General features: G+C 56.8%; 18 protein-coding genes. 4 read left to right on the forward strand and 14 right to left on the reverse strand.

Annotated elements, in window-relative coordinates; translation table 11 throughout:
- Positions 1–17 precede the first annotated feature (17 nt).
- A complete protein-coding gene (locus ACXAEW_RS07790; RefSeq protein ID WP_474940784.1) occupies positions 18–1,193 on the reverse strand; it encodes a substrate-binding domain-containing protein in 1,176 nt (391 codons plus the stop codon).
- 320 nt (positions 1,194–1,513) lie between these two features.
- On the opposite strand from ACXAEW_RS07790, the gene hpaR reads away from it, so the two are divergent.
- Positions 1,514–1,963 (forward strand): homoprotocatechuate degradation operon regulator HpaR, encoded by a 450-nt coding sequence (hpaR, locus tag ACXAEW_RS07795; RefSeq protein WP_474940785.1) that lies wholly within the window; start codon positions 1,514–1,516, stop codon positions 1,961–1,963.
- 10 nt (positions 1,964–1,973) lie between these two features.
- Here the strand turns inward: hpaR and ACXAEW_RS07800 are convergent, their stop codons facing one another.
- The 8 genes from ACXAEW_RS07800 to ACXAEW_RS07835 form a co-directional block, all read right to left on the reverse strand.
- Positions 1,974–3,233: a glycerate kinase type-2 family protein gene (locus ACXAEW_RS07800; protein WP_474940786.1), complete on the reverse strand. Its 1,260-nt coding sequence runs from the start codon at positions 3,231–3,233 to the stop codon at positions 1,974–1,976.
- Positions 3,234–3,560: 327 nt separating this feature from the next.
- Entirely contained in the window at positions 3,561–4,307 is a 747-nt protein-coding gene (locus tag ACXAEW_RS07805; RefSeq protein ID WP_474940787.1) for a DeoR/GlpR family DNA-binding transcription regulator, read from the reverse strand.
- A 33-nt stretch (positions 4,308–4,340) separates the two neighbouring features.
- Positions 4,341–5,237 carry an HAD-IIA family hydrolase gene (locus tag ACXAEW_RS07810; protein WP_474940788.1) on the reverse strand — a complete coding sequence of 299 codons (897 nt, stop codon included), beginning with the start codon at positions 5,235–5,237 and terminating at the stop codon, positions 4,341–4,343.
- 3 nt (positions 5,238–5,240) lie between these two features.
- Positions 5,241–6,122 carry a glycerophosphodiester phosphodiesterase family protein gene (locus ACXAEW_RS07815; protein ID WP_474940789.1) on the reverse strand — a complete coding sequence of 294 codons (882 nt, stop codon included), beginning with the start codon at positions 6,120–6,122 and terminating at the stop codon, positions 5,241–5,243.
- A gap of 7 nt (positions 6,123–6,129) precedes the next feature.
- A complete protein-coding gene (locus ACXAEW_RS07820) occupies positions 6,130–7,209 on the reverse strand; it encodes a sn-glycerol-3-phosphate import ATP-binding protein UgpC (RefSeq protein ID WP_474940790.1) in 1,080 nt (359 codons plus the stop codon).
- A gap of 13 nt (positions 7,210–7,222) precedes the next feature.
- The gene (locus ACXAEW_RS07825) at positions 7,223–8,119 is read right to left on the reverse strand and encodes an ABC transporter permease subunit (RefSeq protein WP_474940791.1); all 897 of its coding nucleotides are present in this window, start codon (positions 8,117–8,119) and stop codon (positions 7,223–7,225) included.
- A gap of 11 nt (positions 8,120–8,130) precedes the next feature.
- On the reverse strand, positions 8,131–9,012 hold the full coding sequence (locus tag ACXAEW_RS07830; protein ID WP_474940792.1) for an ABC transporter permease subunit: 882 nt from the start codon (positions 9,010–9,012) through the stop codon (positions 8,131–8,133).
- 76 nt (positions 9,013–9,088) lie between these two features.
- Positions 9,089–10,390, reverse strand: a complete 1,302-nt coding sequence (locus tag ACXAEW_RS07835; RefSeq protein ID WP_474940793.1) for an extracellular solute-binding protein — start codon at positions 10,388–10,390, stop codon at positions 9,089–9,091.
- 778 nt (positions 10,391–11,168) lie between these two features.
- Between ACXAEW_RS07835 and ACXAEW_RS07840 the strand changes: the two genes are divergently transcribed.
- Together ACXAEW_RS07840 and ACXAEW_RS07845 are read left to right on the forward strand one after the other, a co-directional pair.
- Entirely contained in the window at positions 11,169–12,413 is a 1,245-nt protein-coding gene (locus ACXAEW_RS07840; RefSeq protein ID WP_474940794.1) for an adenylate/guanylate cyclase domain-containing protein, read from the forward strand.
- A gap of 216 nt (positions 12,414–12,629) precedes the next feature.
- Positions 12,630–13,055, forward strand: a complete 426-nt coding sequence (locus tag ACXAEW_RS07845; protein ID WP_474940795.1) for a hypothetical protein — start codon at positions 12,630–12,632, stop codon at positions 13,053–13,055.
- Between the two features lie 77 nt (positions 13,056–13,132).
- Here ACXAEW_RS07845 and trmD read toward each other — a convergent pair whose 3' ends face one another.
- Positions 13,133–13,924 (reverse strand): tRNA (guanosine(37)-N1)-methyltransferase TrmD, encoded by a 792-nt coding sequence (gene trmD / locus ACXAEW_RS07850; RefSeq protein ID WP_474940796.1) that lies wholly within the window; start codon positions 13,922–13,924, stop codon positions 13,133–13,135.
- Positions 13,925–13,979: 55 nt separating this feature from the next.
- Between trmD and ACXAEW_RS07855 the strand changes: the two genes are divergently transcribed.
- Positions 13,980–15,017 (forward strand): phosphotransferase, encoded by a 1,038-nt coding sequence (locus ACXAEW_RS07855; protein ID WP_474940797.1) that lies wholly within the window; start codon positions 13,980–13,982, stop codon positions 15,015–15,017.
- Here ACXAEW_RS07855 and rimM read toward each other — a convergent pair whose 3' ends face one another.
- Genes rimM through rpsP form a run of 4 tightly spaced genes read right to left on the reverse strand, consistent with a single transcriptional unit; the run spans position 15,018 to position 16,692 of the window.
- Positions 15,018–15,521 (reverse strand): ribosome maturation factor RimM, encoded by a 504-nt coding sequence (gene rimM / locus ACXAEW_RS07860; protein WP_474940798.1) that lies wholly within the window; start codon positions 15,519–15,521, stop codon positions 15,018–15,020. It lies immediately after the preceding gene.
- Positions 15,522–15,525: 4 nt separating this feature from the next.
- Positions 15,526–15,672, reverse strand: coding sequence for a hypothetical protein (locus ACXAEW_RS07865; protein WP_474940799.1), 147 nt, complete (start codon positions 15,670–15,672; stop codon positions 15,526–15,528).
- Positions 15,669–16,313: a 5,6-dimethylbenzimidazole synthase gene (gene bluB / locus ACXAEW_RS07870; protein ID WP_474940800.1), complete on the reverse strand. Its 645-nt coding sequence runs from the start codon at positions 16,311–16,313 to the stop codon at positions 15,669–15,671. Before bluB ends, ACXAEW_RS07865 begins: the two co-directional genes overlap by 4 nt.
- A gap of 4 nt (positions 16,314–16,317) precedes the next feature.
- Complete coding sequence (gene rpsP / locus ACXAEW_RS07875; RefSeq protein ID WP_474940801.1) at positions 16,318–16,692, reverse strand: 30S ribosomal protein S16; 375 nt, start codon at positions 16,690–16,692, stop codon at positions 16,318–16,320.
- Positions 16,693–16,735: the final 43 nt, after the last annotated feature.

Consider the following 16,735-nt stretch of genomic DNA (forward strand, 5'->3'; position numbering starts at 1 on the left):
TTTTGTGCGCCGCGTCGTTACTCGTTGCGCACAGGGACAGGAAGCTCGTCGATGGTAATTTCACGAACCAATGTGGGAATGGCCCATTCGACATCATCTTTGACATCAAGTTTGAAGTGATACATCGATTGCATGGCTTGGTGGTCCTGGGCGCGGAACTTCATTGTGCCCTTTGGGCTTTGCCATTCCATACCTTCCATTGCATCAATCAGGTCTTCGCTGTCGGTGGACCCAGCTTTCCTGATCGCTTCAACTGCGGCAATGCCCGCTGCCATCCCTCCTGCCGTAAAGAAATCCGGTGGGCTGTCAAAACGTTCGAAATGCGTTTTGACCAACCAATCATTCACTGGATTATCGGGAAGTTCGTAGTAGTAATAAGTGCCGCCCTCCATACCTTCGAAGTCGCGAAACCCTTTGAGGGCCGCAAGGATATTGCCGACGCCGGCAAATTCGATACCGAACCGCTGCGGGTTCATGGCGTTGATCTTGGACCAGGGATTGCCGCTGCCCGCCCACAGGATGAACAGCTTCTTCTCTCCATCCAGATCTTTCATCGCGTTGAAAATGCGTTCTGCAGCCGGGGTGAAATCAGCAGTATCCGTTGGTACGTATTCCTCGTGTACGATCCCGTGCCCCTGGCTTTCCAAAGCTTCCCGAAAGGCTGAAATCCCATCGCGGCCAAAGGCATAATCCTGCGCCAGCGTCGCGATATGCACGTTGTCTCCGGCCAGGGCGATTGCGCTTGCAATTGCGTCCTGAGACGAATTGCGGGAGGTTCGGAACACATAGCGATTCCAGTTGGAACCGGTTATGGAGTCTGCAACAGCCGGTTCAACAATCAGGATTTTCTCATATTCTTCGGCAACGGGAAGCATGGCCAATGCAACACCTGAACTGACCGGGCCAATGGCCAGATCCACCTCATCATCCCCATAGGCTTCCTCCAGCAGCGCACGGCCGTTTTCGGGTTTCAGCTGGGTGTCTTTCTCGATTACCACAATGGGCTCGCCCAATACCTGCATGGTACCGCCGGTTGCGTATTCCAGGCCCAGCATCAACCCATCATGAGACTGTTTGGCATAGGCTTCAAAAGGCCCTGTCTTGCCATAGATATGGGCAATCGTAATGTCCGCTGTCGCGGTAGTGGTCAGCGCAAACAGTGCTAATCCGCCAGCGAGAACTGCGTTCTTCATGGCTCCCTCCCTAGAATATTCAAAACTATCAGTTGAATATTCATACCCCTGCACAATCAAGGCTAATTGTCTCGTTATTTCCCGGTCAATTCCGCGTAAATACGTATCGGAAAAGGGAGGGGCTGTTCCCGGAGGCCACCACGACCTGATTCAGCCTTTGCACAATCACAAATGTCTGCGGGTCAAATGACACAGGATCTTTTTTGTTCTGAATGTTGTACATGGCTTGATCGCGTGCCAAACAGCCGCTTTATAACAGTGATTCCGACTTTTGATTGCTAATTGTTTGCGTTTGCCACGCAAGATTGTGATACTTCGACATGCCGCGCCGTTTGCCCAGTACCTCCCGCTCGTTGCCCATCGCGCTTTTGCGTGCCCGTGAACACGTCATGGGGCCTGTCCGTGCACTTCTCAATGAAAGTGGTGTGACAGAGCAACAGTGGCGCGTCCTGCGTGTGGTCGAGGAGAGCGGTGCCATTGATCCCACCCAGATCGCGGAAGAGACCTGCCTGCTTCTTCCAAGCCTGACACGTATCCTGCAGAAGCTGGAAGAAAAGGCACTGATTGCGCGGGCGCGCGACACCGAAGATCGCAGGCGCCAGCTGATTTCGATCACCGACGAGGGGCGATCACTGATCGCTGCCAATATCGACGCGGCGCTTGCGCTATCCGAAGAGGCCCGCAGCAAGCTCGGGCCTGATCGCTATGATCTGTTGCTGGATTTACTGCAGGATCTTCACCGGGCTGAAGATCCCGTGAAACAGGATTAGGCGGCTGGCATCAGTCGGGCAATCTCAGGAAAATCTGAAGATCTGCGACATTGGTTCCGGTGCCACCGGTAATCACCAGTGATTTGGCGACGGACAGCGCGGCATAGCTATCGTTGTTGTCCAGCAAGGCCTGCGGATCATAGCCAAAGTCACTGATCGCCTGCCACGTCTGCCCGTTTACAATACCGCCGGCTGCATCCGTCGGGCCATCGCGTCCATCGGTGCCTGCAGAAAGAAACAGCCAATTGCCGGTCAGCATATCAGCCCCCATCTGTGCCACCCGCAGGGCCAGTTCCTGATTGCGCCCGCCACGTCCGTCACCATGAAGCTGTACCGTGGTCTCACCGCCCCACAACAGCGCAACAGGACGCCGTTTCGGCGCGGCTTGCGCAGCCTGGATAACCTGTCGTGCAGCATCGCGAACATCCCCGACCAGCGCGTCAGAGACGACGGTGGTGTCCCAGTCCTGCTGCGCAGCTGCGGCAACCGCGTCCAGACTGAACCGGTTTGATCCGATCAGCGTATTCTTTGCACTCGGGCGCCGCGAACTGCCGTTTTCTTGTGACAGGTGATCTCGCACTGACTGGGGCACTTCGGTCCAAAGGGCATTCTTTTCCAGCAACTCACGCGCCGCCGCGCGATCTGCGATGGCGGCAACCGTCGGGCCCGAAGCGATGGCACGTAAGTCATCGCCAATCACATCAGACAGAATAAACGATGAAACCGGCGCAGGCGCTGCTTGACGCAGCAGGCCCCCCCCTTTGAGGTTGGACAATTGCTGGCGCACCAGATTCATTTGGTTGATGTCCAGACCAGCCCCAAGCAGCAGCGCATTGACCTTGGCTTTGTCCGCCATGCTGATACCGGCACTGGGGGCAATCGCCAGCGCCGACCCCCCGCCCGAGATCAGGGCAATCACGCGGTCACGGGCGCCAGCCTCTGCGACAAACTCCAGGATTGCTTGCCCTGCGGCTGCGCTCTTCTCATCGGGGACAGGGTGGCTGCCAAACATGACAGTGGCCCCGTCGACGTTTTCGGCATTCTCGCTGTTTGTCACCACCAAGGCCGTGAAGTCCTGGGTAACATGCGCCAGTGCCTCACGCATCATTGGGATTGCGGCCTTGCCCAGGGCAACCAGGTAATAGCGTCCCCCATCTGCCAGTTCGGGCAGAGGTTCCATCAACAGCTGCTTGCGCAGAGCGCGTGCTGGATCGGCACGATCAACGCCGGTCTGAAAAAGCTGCAATGCGCGTTCCTGTAGATCTTTCATCTGCGTCCCTGTCGGCTGTGCTTCTGTGTCTCCATACCTCCCAGCCGGATGTCGCCTGCACTGGCGGGGCCGGTTGCCATGGAAAAGAAACCATATTGTCGTGTCACGGTATTCTATGTCGCAACGTTCTCTGTGTCAGGCAGAAAAGCAGGGAAAAATCTGATTGGATCGTCTGCAGGGGCTTCTCTTTAGTCTGTGTCGCAAGGTTGAATGCCGCATCTGAACGGGGGCGCGTTCCTCGCAAACTACGCACGCGTCGGCCTGAAAGCAGGCGGCCATGATCTGTCAGGGTGTTTCATCCGCGTCGGACAAAAACAGGAAGGGTTCTCAGATGCAGGTAACCGGACAGCCGTCCCAATCGAGGTCATCCGGCAGGTGATCTGTCAGGAAATGGTCGGGTGTATGGAAGTCACACACCCGGTGGCTGGCTCTGCTTTGCCATTTGCTGGCATCGGCCAGCAACAGGCTTTGGCGTGCCGAGCGGTGGATGGTATTGCTGACATCTGCATCAAACTGCTTGTAATCCAGAACACCATGGGCAGGATCCAACGCACCACAGCTGACAATGCCAAAATCCGCGACAAATCGGCGATAGCCTTCCAGCGTTCCGGGCCCTACCAGATCGCGATCTTCGGTGCGCAGCTGTCCGCCCACCACATGAACCTCGCAATGGTCGACACCACACATGAGGCTGGCAACTTCCAGATTGTTGGTCACCAATGTGATGTCGGGGGTCCGCATCAACGCCTCTGCGGTGTATTGCACGGTGGTGCCAATCCCCAGCAAGACTGTTGACCCCGGTGGAATCATCGCGGCCGCAGCGGCGGCGATGGCACGTTTTGGCGCTTCGTTCAGAATGGATCGGGCGCGAAAGTTGAGATTGACCGGATTGGCAGGTGGCGCGACCCCACCATGGACACGTCGGGCCAGGCCCTGATCACACATCTCGTTGATGTCGCGGCGAATGGTCTGTGTGGCAACGCCATAGAATTCGGCCAAAGCATTGATGGATTGCTGGCCGGCTTCGCGCAACCGTTCGACGATGTCCCGTTGCCTGTCATTCAATTCGGTCATGCGGTGCCTTCTATGCCAAAGGGGTGCGTGCCGCTAGATCGTTGGTGCGATCCAATCCGGAATGATGCCGCTTTCGGCGATAAAGGGAGCAACATCCAGACCGGCAAACAGCCCGTGGTCCGTGATCAGAACACTTGTCCAGCCACGTGATTGTGCGCCCAGAACATCCGTATGCAAAGTGTCCCCCACCATCGCGATCCGTTTCGGATCTATTTTGCCCAGGCGTTGTTCAACCTCATGATAAACCGAGGGGAAGGGTTTGCCGTGAAATTCCACAGTAAGGTTCAATTTGTCCTGCAGGTCTTGCGCATAAAAACCGGGTTCCAGCGAAAGACCTGTTTCGCGTGGAGCCACCAGATCCGGGTTGGCCACAACAACGGGCCGTGGCTCCTGAACAAGGCTGGCGGTCAGCATGGCATGGCGATGTGCTGTCCAGTCCGCACTCGACAGCAACAGAAACCCGGCAACCCGTTCGTAGTCGGAGGCATCGTCCCCCAATGCAATCGCCCGGACCGGCAGTTCCTCTGGTTGAAATTCTGCGGGGGCCATGACACCCCACAAGCCCTGTGTCGCAAGCTGTTTTTCACAGACTTCGCGACTTGATACGATCTCATTGGCGGAAAAGTCGAATCCTAACCGGTCGAATTTTTCCACCGTCTGCGCGCGGGTGAAGCTGGCGGCATTGGTCAGGACCAGCACCTGTTTCCCTGCAGCACGCAAGGCATCAATGCGGTGGCGAGCTCCGGCCACAGGGCTGTCACCCACATTCAGAACTCCATACGCGTCAAAGACAAAGGCATCAAAGTGATCCGTGACCTCACCGAGGTTGGCAATTTTTTGCGCTCTCCCGCGCAGCCCGACGGCGGGCAGGCGGGGGCGGATTGTCTCATATCGGGCAAAGGCTTGTGCCGGTGTCATCAACGCAGTCATCACCTAACGTTCCTTGTCCCGCAGGGCGAGTGCCGCCCTTGGATCGTCGGTAATAACCCCGTCAACGCCGCGCGCCAGTTCTGCCTTTGTGGCAGTCTCACCGTTTACCGTCCATGTCATCACAGTCAGCCCCAGCGATTGCGCCTGTTCCAGAGCCTCCGGGGTAAGATCCTTGAAAAACGGGCTCCAATTGCGCGCGCCAATCTCTGCCAGTTGCGGCAGCATCTGTGCCGGATCATGGGACAGACCGTCCAGCCAGGGCGATCCTTCAAAAAGCGAGCCGTCCGGGTAAAACGCCCGGCTACAGCTCAGATAGGATCGTGCCCAATCCGGGGTAATTCGTGACGCCGCGCTGAGGATCTGCCAGTTGAAGGCATGGACATAGCTGTGCTCCATGACCCCATGCCGTGTCACAACATCTGCCACGATCTCGACAAAGCGTTCCGGTGCCGGAGACCAATCGGTGTCCGGTGCGTGTTTCAACTCTACCATGACCTGCAGCTGGCGGTCTGCATCGGCCACCAATGCAAGCACCGCATCCAATGTGGGTATAGAAGTAAAACCTAGCGCAGTCTGGTTCGGATGCTTTTGTGCGTGGGGTCCATTAGGGTGGCAGCTTCCCACATCAAACGCCTGCAGCTCTGCCAATGTCAGCTCGGCAACAGCCGGACCAACTTCGGTAAGCCACGCACCATCAGGGCCCTTTGTCGTATCCGAAAGCAGGTTCGGATTATGGGTCACCACGGGCACGCCGTCACGGGTCAAAAGCACGTCCAGTTCAATACCGTCCGCGCCCGCGTCAATCGCGTGCTGAAACCCGTTCAGTGTGTTTTCAGGAAGAACCGCAGGAGCGCCGCGGTGCCCAAAGATCAAAGGTTTTGACATGTGACTATCAATTTATGCGCCGCCCTGTCGCGCTTTCAAAAACATGTAAATGATCGGCACTTGCCCCCAGTGACAGGACCTCGCCGGCCTCCGGAGCGTGAATGCCTGTCAGACGCAGGGCCAACGGGTTTTCAACGCCTTTCTGGTAGCCATGAATCACGGTATCCGCACCCAGTTGTTCCACGAAATCAACGGTGAGTTGAAATTGTGCCACATCTGCGGAAACCGCTTCCAGGTGTTCCGGGCGCACGCCCACATCCACCTTGGTCCCGGCCGGGGTTTCCAGTCTCACCGGTAGAGGCAGCGCAGAGCCATCCGCCAGCGTCACAGAGGCCTGATCCGCCGCCAGTGTGCCGTGGACGATGTTCATGGCGGGGCTGCCGATGAAATCCGCCACAAACCGCGACGCGGGACGCAGATACAGATCCATCGGCGTGCCGATCTGTTCAACCTGTCCGGCGCTCATGATGATAATCCGGTCTGCCAGGCTCATGGCCTCGACCTGATCGTGAGTCACATAGACAAAGGTTGCGCCCAGACGTTTGTGCAGCGCCTTCAGCTCGGCCCGGAGCTGGGTGCGCAGTTTCGCGTCCAGGTTGGACAGGGGTTCGTCAAACAGGAAAACCTTGGGGTGGCGCACAATTGCGCGCCCCATGGCCACACGCTGGCGCTGGCCACCGGACAGCTGGCCCGGTTTGCGCTCCAGGAACTCTTCCAGACGTAGGGTGCGCGCGGCTTCTTCGATGCGGGAGGCGATTTCAGCCTTGTTCATGCGCTGGTTCTTCAACCCATAGGCCATGTTCTGGCGCACGGTCATATGCGGATAGAGCGCATAGTTCTGGAACACCATCGCAATATCGCGACGGGCCGGGTCGACGTCGTTCACAACCGCATCGTCAATCAGAATGTCGCCTTCGGTGACATCTTCCAACCCTGCAATCATCCGCAACAGGGTCGATTTTCCGCATCCCGAGGGGCCCACCAGCACGATGAACTCCCCATCGCGGATCTGAAAATCGGCCCCGTGCACAGCCTTATAGCCATTGGGGTAGGTTTTGCGAACGGTGTCGAGTGTGACATTTGCCATTTGCTTGGGGTCCTTATTTATCAGATTCCGTCAGGCCCTTGACGAACCAGCTCTGGAAGAAAACTACGATGGCCACCGGCGGCGTCATGGCGATGATCGCCAGCGCCATAGCCAGGCCATAATCCGGGATATTGGCGCCGATCCAGACCTGCATGATCTGTTTGATGCCGCGCACCAGGGTGAACATGCCTTCATCTGTCGTCATCAGCGTCGGCCACAGATATTGGTTCCAGCCAAAGACAAACATGATGATGAACATCGCCGCGATCATTGTCTGGCTCAGCGGCACCAGGATATCGACAAAGAACTTGAATGGCCCGGCCCCATCGATCCGCGCCGCTTCCAGCAGTTCCTCGGGAACGGATTTGAAAAACTGGCGGAAATAGAAAGTGCCCGTGGCCGAGGCGATCAAGGGGATGATCAGACCGGGGTAGCTGTTCAACATCCCCAGAGATTGCACCACCTCATAGGAGGGCAGGATACGCACCTCAAGCGGCAACAGAAGCGTGGTGAAGATCACCCAGAATGCAATCGTGCCAAAACGGAAGCGGAAATAGACAATCGCATAGGCGGCCATCATGGAAATGACGATCTTGCCCACGGCAAAGCCAATGCCCAGGATCATCGAGTTCATCAGCATCCGCGCGCCATCGACGGTTTTGGTGAACCCGCCCTTTTCAAACAGCGCTTTCTGGTAGTTCTCGACGAATTTGTCGCCAAAATAGAATTGGATGCCCTCTTTGTGGATGGTGACATTGTCAAAGGTTGAGGTGGTCAGCACCATCAACACCGGCAGTAGCATCAACAGCGACCCTGCAATCAGGATGGCGTGGTCGCCCACCAAACGCCATTTTATCGTCTTCTTGCGTTGCCCAGTCCGAGGGGCCGCGGCGGTCTGTACATCAGTCATCTCAGCTCTCCTCAATTATAATGAACGCGGCGTTCCATGAAGCGGAACTGGAAGACGGTCAGGACCAGTACAAGCACCATCAAGATCACTGATTGTGCCGAAGACCCGCCCAGATCATTGCCGCGGAACCCGTCCAGGAAGACCTTGTAAACAAGGGTGATTGGGTTGTTGCCCGGCTCACCTTTCAACACGATGTCGATCACCCCAAAGGTATCAAACAGCGCATAAGTGATATTGATGATCAGCAGGAAAAACCCGGTTGGTGCCAACAGCGGGAAGGTGATCGAAAAGAACCGGCTGGTTGCAGAGGGGTCATCAATGACCGCAGCTTCGCGAATGCTGCGCGGGATGGATTGCAGACCGGCGAGGAAAAAGATGAAATTGATCGGGATCTGCTTCCACACCGAAATCACGATGATCGCTGTGGCAGTATCCCAATAGTTCACACCAAGGCGCAACTCCCAGCCGAAGAAACCGGCCAGATGAGTCAACGGTCCAAGGCTTTGATCAAACAGTAAAATACCCATAAGCCCCGCTACGGGTGGCGCGATGGCATAGACCCACATCAAAAAGATCCGATAGGATTTGGCCCCGCGAATAATCGCATCGGCCTTCACGGCCAACAGCAGCGCCAGAGAAAGCGAGAAGAAGGCCACCAATAAGGTGAAAACCAACGTAAACTGCGCGATGGAGGCATATTCAGAACCTGTCACCGCATCGCTGTAATTGTCGAACCCCACAAAAGTGGAGCCAAATCCAAACGGGTCTTCCAGATAGAACGAGGACCGGATCGCCTCGCCCGCCGGCCAGTAAAAGAACAACAGGATGATTGACAGCTGTGGCACCAACAAAAGGTAGGGAAACAGCGGTCGGGAGAATTGGACTCTTTTCATTCTCGGCTCCCAGCAAAGCATTTCGAAAAAAGACGGCGGACCATTGCTGGCCCGCCGCGTGGGGGTGGGGCTTGGATTAGCCCTGGGTTTTTGCGAAACGAGCCAGCAGTTTGTTGGATTCGTCTTCGATGGTCTGGAACGCGTCTTCTACAGAGGCTTCGCCAGACAGGATCTTGCCGTATTCACGGTTCATTACGTCGCGGATCTGAACGTAAAAGCCCATGCGGTAACCTTTGGTGTTCTCACCAGCAGGCAGGGTCAGCTGCTTGATGCCAACTTCGGCGGCAGGCGCGCGGTCATAGTGGCCGTCTTTCTTGGCCAGCTCGTAAGCGGCGTTGGTGATCGGAACATAACCGGTTTCTTTGTGCCAGTAGTACTGGGTCTCAGGCGAGGTCAGGAAGCGGAAGAATTCGGCAGTTGCCTTGTTTTCTTCAGCAGATTTGCCGGACATCGCAAACAGAGCGGCGCCACCGATAAAGGTGTTGGTCGGCTCTGCGTTTACGCCTTCCCAATAGGGCAGGTAGGTTGCAGAGAACGGGAACTCAACAGTTTTGGACAGACCGCCAAACGAACCGGAAGAGCCCAGCCACATGGCAACTTCGCCTTGCTCGAAGGGCTTCTGGTTGTCGGCCCAGCCGGCGCCATAGTAACCGAACATACCATCATCAACCCAGCCCTTCAGCGCGGTGAAATGGGCTTTGATTGCGTCGTTGTTGACCAGGATCTTGGTCTCACCGTCGCCATAGCCATTGTCGTTGGATGCGAACGGCAGGTTGTGGCGGGACATGAAGTTTTCGGTGAAGATCCAGGGCAGGTGCGACTGCGCCATTGGCACGTAACCGGCCTCTTTCAGAGCGGGCGCGGTCACAGTCTGGAATTCTTCCCATGTCTTCGGAGCGGAAACGCCGGCTTTCTTCATGGCGTCTTCGTTGAAGTACAGGATCGGGGTGGACGAGTTGAACGGCATGCCGACCATTTTGCCCGCAGCGTCTGCATAGAAGTAGCGCACGCCCGAGATATAATCGTTTGCATCAAACGCGATGCCATTGTCGGTCAGCAGATCTTGCGCCGGAACAACTGCGCCTTTTGCGCCGATGATGGTTGCTGCGCCTGCGTCAAACACCTGAATGATGTCGGGCTGCTCGCCTGCGCGGAAGGCTGCGATACCTGCGGTCAGGGTTTCTTCATAGTTGCCTTTGTAAACAGGCACCAAGGTGTAGTCGTCCTGAGAGGCGTTAAAATCGGTTGCGATTTCGTTCACAACCTCACCCAGGCGACCACCCATGGCGTGCCAGAATTCGATTTCGGTTTTGTCAGCAAACGCTGCGGTACCAGCGAAAGCAAAGACGGAGGCCGTCAATACGGACTTCAGATTCATTTCTATCTCCTTCGACCAAGCTGGGCGCCATGCCGCAGCGGTCCCCTGTGACAGTTGTTCAGGTGGGCGGAACCACCCCTGGCTCGGGCAGTATGTGGTCAATGTAACGCTCATGTGAAGCTATTTGGGGTTCACTTGGACATTTTTGGCCGGGATGATCGAACGGATCGTCTGTTTTGACTTTTTATTTAAATTAAAACATATACTTATTGTCTTGTTATGCGGGTTCCGACGTTGCGTCCTTCCTTGAATTTAGGAGCGGACAAAAATGCTGAATTGAACAGAAAGCAGCCCTGAACCCGCCAGGAGGCAAGAAAATTCTGTTTTTTTCGTCCTGAAAGATTCGCTGCGCCTGCATCATAAGTGACGATCAAAATAGCGAAGTTGGCCCATGATTCGGTCTTTTTGGGGTGCGCACAGCTGTGAAATGGCGTGTCGTGAAAAGATGATCTTTAGTGAACAGAAGTGTTAGGTTTGAGCTTTATGATGTAAGCCACAGTCTCGCCTATGGTGGCGGGTCCGATGGTCGTCGTAAATCCACTGTAAAGACCGTTCTTCCCTGCGCTGCTCACTTGTGATGGAAGATATGTTCAAGTGAACATTTTCCGCCCCCCTAGCCGACCTGTTGCTTGCAAAAAGGGGCTCAAATCCTCCTGTTAACGAGCGCGTGAACATTTCCGACCATACATTGTGACCTAACCGAGAATGTGACAAGAGATCCACTTTGCGTGAGTAAGGTAAGCGAGCGGACGCTTGGATGAGCGAGATGAGGTTAGCGATGGCAGCGATCGAGGGACAAGGCTCAGAACCATTTGAACGGGTGCAGTCCCTGATTGCCTGGGTGGTTGATCGCGGCCTGAAAGGGGCCAGTCAGAAAGAGATCCTGCAGGGATATTGCGACCAGATGGTCGCCCTTGGGGTGCCGCTTTGGCGCTTCTTTCTTGCGCAGCGGGCGTTTCATCCGAAATTCGGCAACATCGGTTTCAACTGGATGGCCGATGAGGGTGTCACCTCGCAGGTTTTTGAATACCGTGAGACCCCGTCCGAGGATTGGTTGCAAAGCCCGCTCTTTGCCATGATGCAGCAAGGGTTAAACGAGTTGTGTTTTGATCTGGTGAACAGCACCGAGTATCAGGCGTTTCCGCTTCTTGTTGGTCTGAAGGAACGTGGCGCTACGGCTTATGTCAGTGCGGGGCTGATCTTTACCGAAGATGCGGTCACTTTTGAAACCAACACAGGCTCTGAAGGAGTACTGCTCAGCTGGGCAACCAACCACGAGGACGGGTTCTGCGAAAGTGATCTGCGGGTCATCCGGGCGACCCTGCCGCATCTTGGGCTTGCTCTCAAATCCTCTGCCAACCGGCGTATGGCAAGCGATTTGCTGAAGGTCTATTTGGGGCGGGACGCCGGGCGCCGGGTCTTGTCGGGTGAGATTCAGCGCGGATCGTCACGTGAGATCAACGCGGTGATCTGTCTGTTCGACCTGCGCGGCTTCACCAGCCTTGCTGAGCAGATCCCCGGTGCCGAGCTGATTGAGATGCTGAACGACTATTTTGGCGTTGCCGTTGGCGCGATCCAGGCACAGGGCGGCAATATCCTCAAATTTATGGGCGATGGGATCCTGGCGATCTTTGATCTGGCCAATCTGCAAGAGGGCGCGCTTGCGGCACTTGATGCGGCCAAGGCATTGGAAACTGCGGTCAGCGCCCGCAATCTGGAGCGCGCGTCCCAGGGGTTGCCAATCACCGACTTCACCCTCGCGCTGCATGCGGGACCGCTGCTGTATGGCAATATAGGGGCGGAAAACCGGCTTGATTTTACGGTCATTGGCCCGGCGGTGAATCTGGCGGCTCGGATTTCGGACATGCATGTCTCTGTCGGGCGCAACATTATCGTGTCTGAAGACGTTCAGCGCGTTGCGGCCGCCACCCATCATGATCTGGTGTCGCTTGGACGCTATCTGTTGCGTGGCGTGTCAGAACCGGTTGAGCTGTTTACAATCTACTCTCAGAAGCCGGGTTAACCGGAGACCCGCGTGGGACCGGAGTGTAGTTCCCCCGGTTTCGCAGCGAAACGGTTGCCTGCACCCCGCGCGGTAGGGTTGGACTTTGGCAAGACAGGTTAACGTAAGCCCATGGCGCACCACCAGTGCGCGACTTGGTGCAGCTCCTGACAGGTCAACGTTGACGCACCCGTTCGGGGGTGTCAGTGTCTGGCCTGCGTCTTTAGGAGTAAATACATGGTTTCTATTGTGAAAATCCGCAAGAAAGTCAGTGAAAAACGGGCAGCCGTTGTTGTTGCGGCTGTTGCTCTCTCACTGAGCGGTTGTGAGTTCGGTGGCCCTTATCCGGATGATGTCGTGGCGTCACAAGCTGTCAACGACGCAACATGGGCAACGCGCGGGCCGATCACCTCGGGCGGGAAACCCTATGTTTTGGCGGTTTCCGCAGATCGCGACTTTGCTCAGATAGCGCCGGGTGGAGAAGGTTTTGCCTATTCAGCGGCTGATCTGGAGGCCGCGGTTGCGTCTGAAACGGGCTGTTCCGCAGTGTTCCAAGGCGGGTTTCTGGACCGTTTGGACGGGTTCACACGGGAGACAAACCTGCGTCCCACCCAGGAACAGATGGAGAGCTTCCAACGCTGGCGCGTGGATCTGAGCTGTTAATCCAGCCCCTTTCCTTCCGCCCAATTTGTCTGCCTCACGACGGTTTCGAAACGGGAAACACAGCCAGAGCCAATCGTTCAGTCGCGCGCTTTATACGCGTCCCAAAGGTCGGGGCGGCGGTCCTGGGTGATTTTCTCGCTCATCTCGCGGCGCCATTTTTCGACGTTGCCGTGATGGCCGGACATCAGTACATCGGGGATCGTCCGCCCGTTCCATTCGGCAGGGCGGGTGTATTGGGGATGTTCCAGAAGGCCCGAGGAAAAGCTCTCTTCCTCTGTAGAGGCCTGATTGCCCAGGACACCGGGCAACAGGCGCACGGTGGCGTCGATCAGTGCCTGCGCCGCCAGCTCGCCGCCGGTCATGACAAAATCGCCCAGTGAGACTTCCATAATGCCATAGTGTTCAAGGACCCGTTCATCGACACCTTCGAAACGGCCACACAGAAGGGTAACGCCATCACAGCGCGCCAGAGTCTGCATCATCTGCTGGTCCATACGACGGCCGCGCGGAGAGAGGTAAATCAGTGGCCAGCTGCCTGTTGTGCCTGCCATTGTATGTTCAATCGCATTGCCCAGCACGTCCGGGCGCAGCACCATACCAGCACCGCCGCCTGCGGGCGTGTCATCCACGTTGCGGTGCTTTCCAACGCCAAATTCCCGCAGGTCGGTGGTTTCCAACTGCCATAAACCTTGTTGTAGGGCTTTGCCCGTCAAACTTTCGCCCAAAACACCGGGGAAAGCTGTGGGGAACAGGGTCATCACCTTGGCCTTCCACACGCCAACAAGATCCGGCGTCGGCGTCATCAGCTCACGCGGTTTCAAAGTGGGGCGAATGGCCTTGCGACCGTGGGATTTATTTGGTGCTGTCATGAGGAGGTGTTTAATTCAATCGCCCGCGCGCGCAATAGAAAGCTGTGATTTGAGATTGACAGATGAGACCAGCGATAATGCGGTTGCGCCGTTGTGGCCGTGGGAAGACGTCAAACAGCGCACCGAAGCGCTGTGGCCGCAGGTGGCGGAAGCCCTGAGGTTTCCCGTTGAAGGTGTCAGTTTCACCCGGATGAGTGTTAGCTCCCGGTTCGAGGGTCGGCGCTGCGTCCTAAAGGTGGATGTGCCTGGGCGTGGGCAATTCGTGTTGCGAGCTGAGTATCAAGACACCCGACTGGAGCGTTTTCAGGGGGTCGTGGATCGTCAGCAACAGGCAGCAACAGCTCTGGCAGAGGTGCCCGGAGTTGCGGTGCCAAATGTGTTGTGGCGTCACCCGGAGGCCCCGCATGTTTTAATGGAACTGTGTTCCGGGACCCCGCTGATACATGAGCTGGAGTATTGTGATCTGGGGTTTGGTGATCGCGCTCGGGTGCTGGAGCGGGTTGGTGCTGCGGTTCGTGCGCTTCATGCCTGCTCTGCCACGAGTCCGCGCAAACTGTGGCCCAAAGCGCATCTCAAGGGCATCTCAGACCGGGCGGAAAAGCTTCGTTCAGGCGAGGTTTCTATGCGTAGAAAGTCAAAATTTCTGGGGCTGTGTGCCTATGCGCATCGTGCTGCTCGCCGCGCGCGGGGGCTGGAGTTTGAGGGTTATCTAGCCCACGGCGATTTGCATCGCCGCAATATTCTGGTCTCAGAGACAGAGGTGTCGTTCATCGACTTTTCCAATTTCCATTCAAGCATAGGCCATAATGACGTGGTCAACTTGTGGCTGGCAAATTGTCCTGCGTTCCTTGCGGAGGCGGGGGAGGTCGAAGGATTTGGAGGGATCTCACAAGACGATTGGACGGCTTTTGAGCGGGGGTATGGGTTTGATTTCCAATCAGACCCCATCTTTCAGTTCTTGTTTGCCTGCAGGTTGGTGCAATTGTGGCAAAGGCTGCCGTCGCCAGAGGTTGAGGCGGATGCGCAGGAGATGGCGCGAGAGGCGGGCTATTTGCGTATTTTCAACTGGTTGTTGGCGCATGAGCCTGGGTGATCAGAACAGACCTTCAGGCGGGTCGGCGATGATGCGGCCTTTTTCCAGGTCGACCGTGGGCACCGCCGCAAGGGTGAAGGGCAGCAGCACCGTGGTCTTTAGACCTGCACCCTGAATTTCCAACAGATCGCTTGCACCGTGGTTCAGTACGGTTTTGACAGTCCCCAGCAGCGCGCCGCCGGTATCATAGACCTCAAGCCCCATAAGATCGGCGTGGTAGAATTCATCGTCGGGCAGGCTTGGCATGCGGTCGCGGGGGATAAACAGGCGCAGGCCTTTCACGGCGTCGGCTTGCTCCTTGGTCTCCACCCCGCTGAGGTGCGCCGCATAGCCGCCCTTGATCGCGCGGGTCAGCGTCAGCGAATAGCTTTTGCTGCCGTCTTCATTGGTCAGCGGCGAGTAGTCTTCGATCTCTTCGGGAACGGCACAGAAGCTCTTGAGGCGAATTTCGCCCCGGATGCCATAAGAGCCTGCCACGGCTCCCACACAGATCAGATCACTCATCGGTTCACTTTCCAACGCAATAGCCCGACTGGCCCCATTGGCCGCCGTTCTGGGCGCATAACTCGCGTTGGTGATAACGTTCAAACAGGATCCCTGCAACAAAGGTTGCACCAAGCAGGATCACCAACCGGATCAGGCGGAAGATGATCATCGTGTTTCGACAGGCACGGTGCCTTTACGGTTTTCCCAGCCGACTTGTTGCAGTTCCGGCGTGTCTGAGTGCTTTTCCGGGTGGCCGACACAGAAATAGCCGATCAATGTCCATTCTGCAGGCACATCAAGATCACGGTTCATCTGTTCGGGGTCCAGGATCGAGACCCAGCCCAGGCCGAGCCCTTCCGCCCGCAGGCCCAGCCAGAACAGCATGATGGCTGTAACAACCGAATAGCGGCGCATTTCCGGCATGGTTGCCGCACCAAGGCCGCTGCCCTGTTCGGTGCCGTCATCACAGTAGACCGCGATCTGCTCGGGGGCGTCGCGCATGCCCGAGAGTTTGAGACCGGCATAGGTTGCGGCCTTGTCGCCGCTATAGCCGGCCAGCGCGTCTGCGTTGGCGGCTTCGAAATTCTTCAGGGCGGCGGCGCGGGCGGCGTCGCTTTGGACCCGGATGATGCGCCAGGGTTCGCTGAGGCCAACAGAGGGGGCCAGCTGAAACAGATCGAGGCAGCGCATAAACGCTGCCTCGTCAATTGCATCTCGCTTGAAGCGCCGCACATCACGCCGGAGCTGCATAAGCAACTCCAGCTGGCTGCGGAAGTCGTCCGTAAATCCAGTTCCCTTCCGCAGATCCATGTGCTTACTCCGCTGTTGCTTCTTCAGTCGCTTCAGCTGCTTCTGCGGCTTTGGCTGCTTTTTCTTCGGCACGTTCCTGTGCTTTCTTGCCCGGAACGGCTTTTTCAGGGTTGTTGCGCTCTTTCTTGGCAACAACGCCCGCGGCTTCCAGGAAGCGGGATACGCGGTCGGTCGGCTGTGCGCCTTGACCCAGCCAGTACTGGACGCGCTCCATGTCCAGCTTTACGCGCTCTTCGCTGTCTTTCGGCAGGAGCGGGTTGTAGGTGCCCAGTTTCTCGATGAAGCGGCCGTCACGCGGCATGCGGCTGTCAGCTGCAACAACGCGGTAGAAGGGGCGTTTTTTCGAGCCACCACGGGCCAGACGGATTTTCATTGCCATTGTTCAAGTCTCCTTTGATGGCGGTGTCAGGGAAGTGGTCCCT

It is taken from the genome of Epibacterium sp. ABZ3_068 (assembly GCF_056159265.1).

What these genes read in the sequence shown, in the direction of transcription:
- ACXAEW_RS07790 (WP_474940784.1), bottom strand. Translation starts at nt 1,193, where the DNA reads ATGAAGAACGCAGTTCTCGCTGGCGGATTAGCACTGTTTGCGCTGACC.
- hpaR (WP_474940785.1), top strand. Translation starts at nt 1,514, where the DNA reads ATGCCGCGCCGTTTGCCCAGTACCTCCCGCTCGTTGCCCATCGCGCTT.
- ACXAEW_RS07800 (WP_474940786.1), bottom strand. Translation starts at nt 3,233, where the DNA reads ATGAAAGATCTACAGGAACGCGCATTGCAGCTTTTTCAGACCGGCGTT.
- ACXAEW_RS07805 (WP_474940787.1), bottom strand. Translation starts at nt 4,307, where the DNA reads ATGACCGAATTGAATGACAGGCAACGGGACATCGTCGAACGGTTGCGC.
- ACXAEW_RS07810 (WP_474940788.1), bottom strand. Translation starts at nt 5,237, where the DNA reads ATGACTGCGTTGATGACACCGGCACAAGCCTTTGCCCGATATGAGACA.
- ACXAEW_RS07815 (WP_474940789.1), bottom strand. Translation starts at nt 6,122, where the DNA reads ATGTCAAAACCTTTGATCTTTGGGCACCGCGGCGCTCCTGCGGTTCTT.
- ACXAEW_RS07820 (WP_474940790.1), bottom strand. Translation starts at nt 7,209, where the DNA reads ATGGCAAATGTCACACTCGACACCGTTCGCAAAACCTACCCCAATGGC.
- ACXAEW_RS07825 (WP_474940791.1), bottom strand. Translation starts at nt 8,119, where the DNA reads ATGACTGATGTACAGACCGCCGCGGCCCCTCGGACTGGGCAACGCAAG.
- ACXAEW_RS07830 (WP_474940792.1), bottom strand. Translation starts at nt 9,012, where the DNA reads ATGAAAAGAGTCCAATTCTCCCGACCGCTGTTTCCCTACCTTTTGTTG.
- ACXAEW_RS07835 (WP_474940793.1), bottom strand. Translation starts at nt 10,390, where the DNA reads ATGAATCTGAAGTCCGTATTGACGGCCTCCGTCTTTGCTTTCGCTGGT.
- ACXAEW_RS07840 (WP_474940794.1), top strand. Translation starts at nt 11,169, where the DNA reads ATGGCAGCGATCGAGGGACAAGGCTCAGAACCATTTGAACGGGTGCAG.
- ACXAEW_RS07845 (WP_474940795.1), top strand. Translation starts at nt 12,630, where the DNA reads ATGGTTTCTATTGTGAAAATCCGCAAGAAAGTCAGTGAAAAACGGGCA.
- trmD (WP_474940796.1), bottom strand. Translation starts at nt 13,924, where the DNA reads ATGACAGCACCAAATAAATCCCACGGTCGCAAGGCCATTCGCCCCACT.
- rimM (WP_474940798.1), bottom strand. Translation starts at nt 15,521, where the DNA reads ATGAGTGATCTGATCTGTGTGGGAGCCGTGGCAGGCTCTTATGGCATC.
- ACXAEW_RS07865 (WP_474940799.1), bottom strand. Translation starts at nt 15,672, where the DNA reads ATGATCATCTTCCGCCTGATCCGGTTGGTGATCCTGCTTGGTGCAACC.
- bluB (WP_474940800.1), bottom strand. Translation starts at nt 16,313, where the DNA reads ATGGATCTGCGGAAGGGAACTGGATTTACGGACGACTTCCGCAGCCAG.
- rpsP (WP_474940801.1), bottom strand. Translation starts at nt 16,692, where the DNA reads ATGGCAATGAAAATCCGTCTGGCCCGTGGTGGCTCGAAAAAACGCCCC.